General features: G+C 43.5%; 8 protein-coding genes. 6 read left to right on the forward strand and 2 right to left on the reverse strand.

What is annotated here, in order from left to right; translation table 11 throughout:
• The first annotated feature begins 99 nt into the window (after window positions 1-99).
• The 6 genes from DFP77_RS12800 (at window position 100) to DFP77_RS12825 (ending at window position 7,033) form a co-directional block, all read left to right on the forward strand.
• Window positions 100-849 (forward strand): helix-turn-helix domain-containing protein, encoded by a 750-nt coding sequence (locus DFP77_RS12800; RefSeq protein WP_114412665.1) that lies wholly within the window; start codon window positions 100-102, stop codon window positions 847-849.
• Between the two features lie 133 nt (window positions 850-982).
• Window positions 983-1,960: an iron-siderophore ABC transporter substrate-binding protein gene (locus DFP77_RS12805; RefSeq protein WP_114412666.1), complete on the forward strand. Its 978-nt coding sequence runs from the start codon at window positions 983-985 to the stop codon at window positions 1,958-1,960.
• On the forward strand, window positions 1,957-2,979 hold the full coding sequence (locus DFP77_RS12810) for a FecCD family ABC transporter permease (protein WP_114412667.1): 1,023 nt from the start codon (window positions 1,957-1,959) through the stop codon (window positions 2,977-2,979). Before DFP77_RS12805 ends, DFP77_RS12810 begins: the two co-directional genes overlap by 4 nt.
• Entirely contained in the window at window positions 2,976-4,016 is a 1,041-nt protein-coding gene (locus tag DFP77_RS12815) for a FecCD family ABC transporter permease (RefSeq protein WP_114412668.1), read from the forward strand. Before DFP77_RS12810 ends, DFP77_RS12815 begins: the two co-directional genes overlap by 4 nt.
• Window positions 4,013-4,822, forward strand: coding sequence for an ABC transporter ATP-binding protein (locus DFP77_RS12820; RefSeq protein WP_114412669.1), 810 nt, complete (start codon window positions 4,013-4,015; stop codon window positions 4,820-4,822). The genes DFP77_RS12815 and DFP77_RS12820 overlap by 4 nt, the downstream gene beginning before the upstream one ends.
• 93 nt (window positions 4,823-4,915) lie before the next feature.
• Window positions 4,916-7,033 carry a TonB-dependent siderophore receptor gene (locus tag DFP77_RS12825; protein ID WP_114412670.1) on the forward strand — a complete coding sequence of 706 codons (2,118 nt, stop codon included), beginning with the start codon at window positions 4,916-4,918 and terminating at the stop codon, window positions 7,031-7,033.
• Window positions 7,034-7,603: 570 nt separating this feature from the next.
• Here DFP77_RS12825 and DFP77_RS12830 read toward each other — a convergent pair.
• Window positions 7,604-8,305 carry a response regulator transcription factor gene (locus DFP77_RS12830; protein ID WP_114412671.1) on the reverse strand — a complete coding sequence of 234 codons (702 nt, stop codon included), beginning with the start codon at window positions 8,303-8,305 and terminating at the stop codon, window positions 7,604-7,606.
• Window positions 8,298-11,012 carry a cache domain-containing protein gene (locus DFP77_RS12835; RefSeq protein ID WP_309477163.1) on the reverse strand — a complete coding sequence of 905 codons (2,715 nt, stop codon included), beginning with the start codon at window positions 11,010-11,012 and terminating at the stop codon, window positions 8,298-8,300. Before DFP77_RS12835 ends, DFP77_RS12830 begins: the two co-directional genes overlap by 8 nt.
• Window positions 11,013-11,101 lie beyond the last annotated feature (89 nt).

Raw genomic sequence — 11,101 nt, forward strand, 5'->3', positions numbered from 1 at the left:
GAAGATCGCTTTTTAATCGTTATACTATCAACTTACATTTAAAGTAGCCATCGAAGGAACGAACGCGCCACACTCACCTACAACTTTTGCGATTAGGTAATGAAAGAAACCATTCAACTAACGTCATTAGAACCAAACGACGACTTAGCTCCATTTATTGAAAGCTTTTGGATGATCGAAAATCCAAGCGATGAAGATGAAGAACTTTCCACCTTCCCTGATGGCGGCATTGATTTGTATTTTTTCCACAATGCCGAGTATCCGCTGCATATTTCCTTGGTTGGACTAGAAACAGACGCCAAAGTAGGCGCCATGCCCAAACACTCTGTATTACTTGGTGTTCGCTTAAAAATACTGGCCGCAGAGTATTTATTAAGCACATCTGTCGCCGACATTCTGAATGATCGCATTACACTCGATATTGGCTTCGCTGGCATAGAACTAAACGATCTAAAAAGCCTGGATACTTTTGCTAACAAGCTCAGTTTTTATTTTGCTTCACAGCTGACAGCGCCAATAGACCCTCGAAAAAAAGTCATGTCAGAACTGATTTATAAGACCCACGGTTCAATAACAGTGACTGAAATATCCCAAGCAGCAAATTGGAGCAGCCGCCAAATCAATCGATACTTTAATAAGTGGCTTGGCTTACCGCTAAAAAGCTACTGTGACATTTTACGGTTTCGCCACAGCTTCGACTCACTCAAGGTCGGTGAACTCTTTCCCAAAGAAGGTTTTAACGACCAATCTCACTACATAAAATTGATCAAAAAGTATTCTAGCCTGACACCTAAGCAACTGGCTCAAGACGAAAACGACCGATTTATACAATTATATTCTGAAGATTAACTCTATCATCCGACTCGTTTTACAATTGATGATGAGATTCATTTCCATCAAAACTCACTCATTAGATTGTAATTACTTACGACCTCGCTCCTTTATTTCGAACTAAATTTGATTGGCATGGCACATAAATAATATGAAGATGATTATCGTTATCACCATTATTTCTATATTTTTAAATAATGCATGGGCTGCAGACCACTCTCGCTTCCCTATTACGATTCAACACGCTTTCGGCTCGACAACGATTACTCATAAACCAAAACGCGTGGCGACGGTGGCATGGGCAAACCATGAAGTACCACTTGCTTTGGGTATCGTTCCCGTTGGTTTTGCTGCCGCCACATTTGGTGACGACGATAACGATGGTTTGTTGCCTTGGGTGGCTGATCGCCTTAAAAAACTCAACGCCAAAACCCCAGTGTTATTCGATGAAGGCGATGGAATCGATTTCGAAGCGGTTGCCGCCACACAACCCGACGTTATTCTGGCGGCTTACTCCGGCTTAAGCCAATCCGACTACAACATGCTAAGCATGATAGCACCTGTCGTCGCTTTCCCAGACAAGCCTTGGTCTACCAATTGGCGCAGCATGATTCGCATCAATAGCGCTGGGTTGGGAATGGCAAAAGAAGGCGAAGAGCTCATTACCAACATTGAAAAAGACATCGCCAAACGTGTTGACCAATACCCGGAGCTAAAAGGCAAATCAGCCATGTTTATCACACATCTGGATCCAACCGATTTAAGCGTCATTCGTTTTTACAGCGCCAATGATACCCGTGTGAAATTTTTTGATGACCTCGGTATGCACTCTCCGCAAAGCATCAAAGACATCAGTAAAGATGGGCTCTTCTCTGGCGAAAGCAGCATTGAGCAAATAGACATGTTTAACGACGTAGACATTTTTGTTACCTATGGCAATGAAGAATTACTGACGCCTTTAGAATCGAACCCACTTATGTCAAAAATGCGAGCTATTAAAAATGACTCTATCGTCATGCTTGGTAGTAGCAAAATGGCGACTGCAGCTAATCCGACGCCACTGTCTATTACTTGGGTGTTAGATGATTACCTTCAAGCGCTTGCAGAAGCGGCTCGTAAAGCAAAATGAGCCAAGGTAACGCCAAACATAAAGGCCTTTTACAGCAGAAGCCCATTGCATTATTCGTCGTCATCGCCACTTTGCTGCTGTTGAGCTTTTCCTCTATTGCCATTGGCACGAGAGATGTCTCTTGGCAAGAAATAATAGGAGCGCTACAAGGCCAGATGAATACCATGGGAGAAGCGTCTGTCACCATGCGCCTACCACGCACAGTGCTCGCAATTCTTGCGGGCTGCGCCTTGGGGTTATCGGGTGCTATTATGCAAAGTGTGACCCGAAACCCATTAGCCGACCCAGGGATCCTTGGCGTTAATGTGGGTGCCGCTTTCTTTGTTGTTATTGGACTAGCATGGTTTGGTATCAACCAACTGCAAACCTATGTTTGGCTCGCCATCTTAGGAGCTGGCATAACAGCCATCTTTGTCTATTTCATTAGTTCGTTAGGCTACGGCAAATCCACCCCGCTCAAATTCGCTTTAGCAGGTGCCGCAACCTCGGCTGCACTGTCTTCTTTTATTATGGCTGTCGTCTTGCCAAGAAATGACATTGCTGGCAGTGCAAACTCTTGGCAAATTGGCGGCGTCGGAGGTGCCACCTTTGACAGCATACAACTTGTACTGCCCTTTCTGATCGTTGGCTTTTTACTCAGTGTATTTGTGGCTAGAAAGCTCAATACACTGGCGCTTGGGGACGATATCGCCGCAGGGCTAGGAGAAAATGTCGCTTGGATTCGTGCCATCGCTTGGCTGTCTGCGGTTTTACTCTGTGGTGCTACAACCGCCATTTGTGGCCCCATCGGTTTTGTTGGTCTCGTGGTTCCCCATTTATGTCGACTGCTTGTCGGAGTGGACAACCGCTGGCTGCTCATTTTTTCAGCGCTCGTCGGTGCTTGCTTATTATTAAGTGCGGATGTGTTAGGACGCATTATATCAAGACCCAGCGAGCTTTCTGTCGGCGTCGTGACCGCCTTTGTTGGCGCACCTTTCTTCATCTGGATTGTCCGTCGACAACGGGTGAAAGAGTTATGATTAACACAAGCTCGACGCTCGCACGCGTTACCAATGGACGTAAAAACCGATCTAAGCGCTGGAAATGCGTGGTTAGCTTACTTTGCTTATTGGCTGTGGCTGCGTTTTCAATCACCTTAACCTTGGGGCAATCCTTTACACCACCACAAGACGTCATAAACGTTTTATTGGGTGAAAATGTCCCAGGCGCGTCTTTTGTGGTGGGTCAATTACGCCTACCACGAGCCATTATTTCTCTTCTCGTCGGCATGAGCTTTGGTATGGCTGGCGTGGCATTTCAAGTCATGCTAAGAAACCCATTGGCCAGCCCCGATATTATCGGAGTAAGTTCAGGTGCGACCGCCGCCGCGGTATTTGCCATTATTGTGCTGCACATGGATGGCTCTAGCGTGGCCTTCTTCTCAATCGCCGTAGGCTTATTGGTTGCCTTAGCGGTCTATGGGTTGTCCTATCGAAATGGTGCGTCAGGTGCTCGACTTATTCTGGTTGGTATTGGCGTCTCTGCGATGATTGAAAGCTTTATTGTGTATTTGCTATCACAAGCGCAAGCATGGGACCGCCAAGAAGCTATGCGTTGGCTTAGTGGCAGTGTCAACTCCGCACAAATCCATCAAGCCTTACCACTCATTCTGTCTTTATTGGTGTTCGGTGGATTTTTACTAAGCCGCTCTCGAGACCTAGAAGCATTACGAATGGGCGACGATACCGCTCATGCATTGGGTGTTCGTGTCGGCATGACGCGCATTACCGTCATTGTATCCGCTGTTGGGCTGATTGCTGTGGGAGTCGCGATAACAGGGCCTATTGCGTTTGTTGCTTTCTTGTCAGGTCCCATTGCTGTTCGCCTTGTGAAGAACAATGGTTCACTGCTTATTCCTTCTGGTTTAGTTGGGGCTTGCTTAGTCATGGGCGGTGATTACATCGGACAATTCTTGCTGCCGAGTCGCTACCCTGTCGGTGTGATTACTGGCGCTCTAGGCGCGCCCTACCTTATTTACCTTATTATTCGTGTCAATCGTAAAGGTGGCTCACTATGACACTAAAACATCAACTCGTTGTCGATCATCTTGCCGCTGGTTATGGTGAAAAAACCATCCTTAACGACATCAATGTAGCAATTAAACCCGGCCAAATTACGTCTATTATTGGCGCCAATGCCTGCGGAAAATCCACATTATTGCGTACTATGTCACGCTTAATATCACCATCTAATGGCCAAGTCTTACTTGACGGAAAATCGATACACAGCACGCCAACACGACAACTAGCGCAAACGCTTGGCTTATTACCCCAATCCCCCATTGCACCGGAAGGTATCACGGTTAGTGATCTAGTCAGCCGTGGCAGACATCCCCATCATGGATTCTTATCAAGATGGCGCAAAGAAGACGATGAAGCCATTGCCAAAGCACTAGAAACTACCAAAACCACAGAACTTTTGGACCGAGAAATAGACGAATTATCAGGTGGGCAACGCCAACGCGTCTGGATCGCCATGGCATTAGCACAAGAAACCAACATATTGCTGTTAGACGAGCCAACCACCTTCTTGGACGTCGCTCATCAAATTGAAGTATTGGATCTGCTGGTCGACCTAAACCAAACCCGTGGCACCACCATCGTATTGGTATTGCACGACCTTAATCTAGCTGCGCGTTATTCAGACCAACTGATAGCCATACAACAAGGTCAAGTATGTGCCAATGGAACGCCAAACGAGGTGGTAACAGAAGACATGATTCACGCTGTTTTTGGCCTACAGAGCCAAGTCATCACAGATCCTATTTCCGGCCGCCCAATGGTTTTGCCAATTGGGCGGCACAAGAAAATAAAACACACTTAAACACAGCAAATTGAAACCGTTAATTATTACAAATTTTTATCAATAATCATTAGCAATACCGTTTTCATAACATAAATTATAGAGGAACCTGAAATGAACAAGAAAAGCACTCTTCCCTTGAAGTTAAAGCAAAGCCACTGTGCTGCCGCGACACTTTTCTGCTACTCCGTACTAACACCAATAGCTGGTTATGCAGAAACAGAAAGTGAAGCAGGCACTTTTCGCCTTTCCCCTATCATCGTCAATGATCAGGTTATTGAGGACAATGATGCCGAATCTGTTGTGGCAAAAGAGTTATGGGTCGGTGGCAAAGTCGCCACCAGCATTCAAGACACGCCAGCGTCTGTCTCTGTCATTACTGAAAAAGAAATCAAACAACGCGGCGCCAGCACCACAGAAGAAGTGCTTGAATACACACCAGCTACAGTGACAGGTTACTACAGTACCGATGACCGAAACGATTATTTCCAAATTCGCGGCTTTAGCGCCACAACCTATCGCGATGGATTAACGCTTGGTTCCATGAGAGGCATCAGAGAAGACGCTTATGCTTTCGAACGTGTTGAAGTAATCCGTGGCGCGAACTCCACCTTATTTGGTCCTGCTGACCCAGGCGGCTCCATCAACTTTGTGAGTAAACAACCAAAGTTCTATGGTTTTAATAATGCCTTCGTCACCTATGGCTCTAATGACCATAAAGAAGTCGGCATCGATGTCGGCGACACACTGGATGAAGACAAAACGCTAGCTTACCGACTAACGGGTAAAATAAAAGACAGTGACCGAGAATATGATTACTCAAAAGACGATTCACAATTCATCATGGGTGGCCTTGCTTGGGAGCCTAATGACAACACCAGAGCCAACCTAATTGTTGACTACTTAAAAACCGACTCTTCACCAAACAGCGGCGGTTATCCTGCTGGTAAAGACTACGACAGCAGCCTATTTTATGGTGAACCTGATTATAATTCTCATGATGTAGAGCGAACCAATATCAGTGCCAATATTACCCACAAGCTTGATAACGGCTTGAAAGTTATTTCAAATTTACGCTACAGCGATGCCGAGGATAACTTTGGTTATATATATTTGAATAAGTATTCTGCAAACACCTCTGGCAACATTATGGGACGTGATTATTACGCCCAAGATTCAGAGCTAGAACAGTTCAACGGCAACTTACTCGGGCAATATGACATTAGTTTTGATCGCCTAGACAGTAGTACTGTATTTGGTATCGAGTATCAAAACTCATCTAAAAATGCCAGTTCAAGCTACACAAAGAGAGGCGACACATCTCCCATCAGTGATATAAATATTAATAATCCTGTATACACTGGTGTACCAGCTAATCTACCAGTTGCTAGCCACACAAAAACCGATTTCCAAACAAAAGCTGTGTTGGTTCAACAAAACTTCGCATTAGACGATAAATACATCCTAACTCTCGGTGCACGTCACGATAACATCGATGTTGACCAGTTTGACTATTTAACCAGCACAAAGTCATCAAATGACTTTTCAGAAGACACCTTCCGCTCAGCATTTACATATAAATTTAACGATGAAGTGTCTGCCTACATAAGCCAAGTAGAGTCAGTAGCACCACCATCAGCGACAAGTACCAAAATTGTCCGCGGCGACCAGACTGAGGTCGGTGTTAAATACTCACCAAGTAATATGAACGCCCTGTTCTCTATTGCTGTTTACGATCTTGAAAAAAGCAATGTAGAAACTTCATCTTTCCAAAGTAGCGGCATCGTTCGTGAAACCATTGGTAAAAACCAAGTGAAAGGTGTGGATTTGGAAGCTCGAGCGGAGTTAACCGATAATTTAAGCATCTCAGGTGGTTACTCATACATGGAACCAAAAATTACCAAAGATGATACCTACGAAGGTAAAACGATCTCATACACACCCAAGCATTCCGCTTCTGTATGGGGGCACTACACACTTCCACGTCAAGATATGTCTGTCGGTCTAGGGGCGCGTTACATCGGTTCCTACTACTTCACTAATACCAACGATTCAAAAAGTGAATCGGCTGTCATAGTCGATGCTTCTTTTGGCTATGAGGTTACACAAGATACCCAACTTTCTATGAACATCAGCAACTTGCTAGGTAAAGAATACGTCGCGGGTTCTGGTTCAGCAGATTTCTACAACCCAGGCCGAGACATCACTCTCACCTTAAACCACAGCTGGTAAACAGCACTAATGTAATAAATCGAAAATAATCCCTTTTTTAAGCCAGTATGGATATCCATACTGGCTTTTTTGGGGCACGACTTTTTCAAGAACAATAGAGCCCAGCAATCACCAACTGACCATTATTTGGCTATCATAAGAATTGATTGTTTTTTACATGTGCGGGAATTAAAAATGGTACGCCCGAGAGGATTTGAACCTCCGACCTTCGCCTCCGGAGGGAACTGCACAAGTATTCTTAAAGCACCATTAATCCACATAAAACCTTATAAATCAATAAAATAATAGAAGTTTAGGTATTTGAAAAATGTGGATTAAAGTTCTTTTATATGTCTATCTTGGTCACAATATGAAAACAGCTTAAATACAAAAATGCTCCTTTAAATTAGAGTTTTAGTAGGCCTACTTTCCGCCAAATCTGCTTTACTATATCAATGCGTCTACTAATTCTGTAAAGCCCAAACTGGACTTCCCATACTTTACTAGACACCCATTAACGTTAAAATCTAGTTAATCAAGAGGTGTCTTATGAAGTCCAGATGAGTCCATCCCATTGCTTACCTTGGAACATCACTCCCACTCCACTTCCGTGACCAGCATATAACCCGCGCCATAGACGGTTTTGATTAGAGAATTTTTATCATTTTCTGGTTGGATTTTTTTACGCAACCGAGAAACGCGTACGTCAATACTGCGATCATAAGGCACAGTATTTTCTCCCAATAATTGGTCACGTGACAGTATTTGATAGGGATGTTTAAGTAGAGCCATTAGCATATCTGCTTCTGCGCGACTCAAGGTTTCTTGACGTGGTGTATCAGTATTGAGTGTAAGTGACCCTGGATGATAAGTAAGCCCAGAAAATCGAGCGTATTGAATTTTATTAACTGACTTTTCTTCGTGTGATTGCATACGCCGCTGCAAGCTTTGCACCCGTGCGACTAACTCACGCGGCTCAAAGGGTTTAGTTATATAATCGTCTGCTCCGAGTTCAAGTCCAAGCACGCGATCAGTTAAGGCGTCTCTTCCTGACACTATAACAATGCCGATATTTTTGTGCTGTAATCGTCGAATCAGATCGATGCCGTCCATGTCAGGTAATGTCAGATCGATAATACAAATATCTGGTTGCTTAACCGCAATATTTTGCTCTGCTTCTAGACCATTACCAAAATATTTTGTGTCAAAATAGAATTGATTCAGTGTATTACAAATCAAGGTCCCCAGATCTTTTTCATCTTCAACAATATAAATCAGACATTTTTTAGTCATTATTGTGTCCTGAATTATTTATAAAGTTTACCTCTATTGCATTAAATAGTGCATTGCTATCAAAAGGCTTTTGTAAAAAAATACCGTCGTATTCAATGTTAACCAGTTTATCGCTGTAACCTGTCATCAGAATAAAAAAGGCTTTGGGGTATTCTTTTTGAATCAACACATTCACATCATAACAAGTTGCTGATCCTGGCATCACTCCGTCTGACACCACGCCTACTAAGGAAGGTAAGCCCATGTTAAGTAAGTTCATAGCTTCATCGGCGGTGCTGGCTTCGATCACAGCGTAGCCTAACCCCACTAGCTGCTGGCGGACAACAGAGCGAACATCTTGGTTGTCTTCTATTAATAGAACCAGCGCGTCTTTACTTTCTTTTGACAAGCGTTTTGTAGTTGGCAAAATGCATGGAGAGCTGTTATTTGTACCATCAGTCGCAGGTAATAAAATTTCAACACAGGCGCCAATATCGTCGTTATTCGCTACTCGCATATAACCTTTTGACTGTTTAACGAAACCAAACACCATGCTCAATCCAAGCCCCGTCCCCGCACCAGATAATTTAGTGGTATAAAACGGTTCACACGCTTTAACTAAGGCTTCCGGCGTAAAGCCTGTTCCGCTGTCTTGTATCGTAAATAAAACATATTGCCCCGGCGAAATAGACTCATCAAAAGAATAATGAGTCGACAAGGTTGCCCCATTGACCTTATTAACGGCTAAGGTTAATCGTCCACCTTTTAACATGGCGTCTGCAGAGTTCAACATCAGGTTTACCAATGCGTCTTCCATGAGGGCCGAATCAACATAAATAGCAGGGCAGTGGTCTATAACTTGTGTTATCAAGACAATATTATCTGGTAAAGGCGCGGAAATAAGTTCTACCACATCGTGAATAAGAGACTTAGGCTCAATATAACTGGGAGATAATGGCTGACGACGAGAAAAAGCCAATAAGCGCCGAGTTAAATCGGCACCACGGCGAGTGGCTCTTATTGCTGGTACTAAGTGATAATTCCATTTTTGTGGAAACGTATCTTCAAGCTGTAATTCTAAAAGATTACCCAAAATGATGGTGAGTAAATTATTAAAATCATGGGCAAGACCACCCGATAGCTGCCCTACCGTTTTCATTTTACTGGCTTCAGCCAAGCGATTTTCAGTTTCGCGTTCTTTGGTAATATCAATCGATAAGGTTAATAAGCCCACTACCTTTTTGTTATCGTCATAAAAAGGCAATACCGTTCGTCGCGTTAAAATAGGTTTGCCCTTGTCAATTAAAGGGTATTCATAAATAACGCGTTCACCTTGCAGCGCACGTTCAATATGTGGGCTGATTGCGGCATACATTTCAGGGTTCACCACACTTGAGATAGGCTTACCAACAATACTGTCTTTGGTTTCGTTAAAAATTTCGAGGTATTCACGATTGGCAAACACAAAATGCAAATCGCTGTCTAAATAAGCGACTTGTGCTGGCAGAGCATTAAGAATGAGTCGCTGTCTTGCCTCAGCAGCCCGTAACTCAGATTGGGTTAATTCCAGTCTTTGCACGGCCCCTAACAGCTGTTGATTACTTTCTGATAAGCCTTGGGTCCGCTCTGCAACTCTAAGGTTTAAGGTGGTAATATTATCCCGTAAACGTGACACCATATAATCAAAAGACTCGGCGAGCACGCCCAGTTCATCATTACGTTTAATGCCCGTTTTTGCCATCAAATCGCCTTTATTGATCTTTTGCGCTGTCAATGACAGCTTGCGAATTGGCGAGGTAATCCATTTAGCAAATAAAAACGCCAGCAGCGCACCAACGAATAAACCCACTACTCCAATTGCCACAATGCGCTGGCTCAGTTGGATCGAACTGAACATTAAATCATCAAAATATACCGACGAACTGATGTACCAATCAAAACCAGACAAGTGTCGTGTAAGCGACAACTTTTCATAATTGTAACGTCCTGGGTCATCTGGACGATCCCATTTGTAATACAGCTCTTCACCTGTATCCGCCATCGCCATCAGGTCTTTGTAAATCGGATTGCCTGTCACAGGGTTAAGCTGTGTTTTGAAGTTAATGCCATTGATATTAGCGTTAGGGTGAAACAGCATGTTGCCTTGTGAGTCAAACACATACAAATAGCCATTATTGGCAATATTAATGTCTTTTAGAACGTCAGCAATGTCATTAACAGCTTTTTCTTTTTGTGCAGCGATCTCTTTTTCAAGGTCGTCAATGTAAACACCAGCCCCAATAACAAAGCCCCATTGAGCCATGTTTTTAACAAAAGAGTATTTATCAATAATCTGCGTTTCGTTAAGCCGATTCCACTTATACTTGTAAAAGCCTTCGTTTTCTTTAAGCGCCAAATCCACCAACTTTGGAATGACACGCTCGCCATCAACGTCAATGTAAAGCGACAAATCAGTGTCATTAAAAAGTGGTGATGGATGGGCTAAAATTTTCGCATTGTAGTCTGTTATCCATACATACCCTTCAAAGCCAAATTTAAAATGACGCAGACTGAAAAAAATATCCTCCCAAATTTCTTCTTCAGAACGTCCTTTCGCTCTGCCATTCACAACAGCACTTTCGATGTAGTTTTCAGTGAGTTCCACGATGGATTTTAAACGGTGCTCATGATGACTTAAGGTGCGATTGATGTAGGTATCGGAATTAAAGGAGATACTACTGGCTGGTATGGACCCACTTTAATAGACATCTCATAGCTATATAATAATAGGTAAAAATGAGGTGAATTATGAGTGGAAAACGTTATACCGATGAGTTC

The sequence above is a fragment of the Marinomonas foliarum genome (assembly GCF_003337275.1).
GTDB classification, from domain to species: domain Bacteria; phylum Pseudomonadota; class Gammaproteobacteria; order Pseudomonadales; family Marinomonadaceae; genus Marinomonas; species Marinomonas foliarum.

Excerpts from the sequence above, each read along its gene's own strand:
- DFP77_RS12800 (WP_114412665.1), top strand. The coding sequence starts at position 100 with ATGAAAGAAACCATTCAACTAACGTCATTAGAACCAAACGACGACTTA.
- DFP77_RS12805 (WP_114412666.1), top strand. The coding sequence starts at position 983 with ATGAAGATGATTATCGTTATCACCATTATTTCTATATTTTTAAATAAT.
- DFP77_RS12810 (WP_114412667.1), top strand. The coding sequence starts at position 1,957 with ATGAGCCAAGGTAACGCCAAACATAAAGGCCTTTTACAGCAGAAGCCC.
- DFP77_RS12815 (WP_114412668.1), top strand. The coding sequence starts at position 2,976 with ATGATTAACACAAGCTCGACGCTCGCACGCGTTACCAATGGACGTAAA.
- DFP77_RS12820 (WP_114412669.1), top strand. The coding sequence starts at position 4,013 with ATGACACTAAAACATCAACTCGTTGTCGATCATCTTGCCGCTGGTTAT.
- DFP77_RS12825 (WP_114412670.1), top strand. The coding sequence starts at position 4,916 with ATGAACAAGAAAAGCACTCTTCCCTTGAAGTTAAAGCAAAGCCACTGT.
- DFP77_RS12830 (WP_114412671.1), bottom strand. The coding sequence starts at position 8,305 with ATGACTAAAAAATGTCTGATTTATATTGTTGAAGATGAAAAAGATCTG.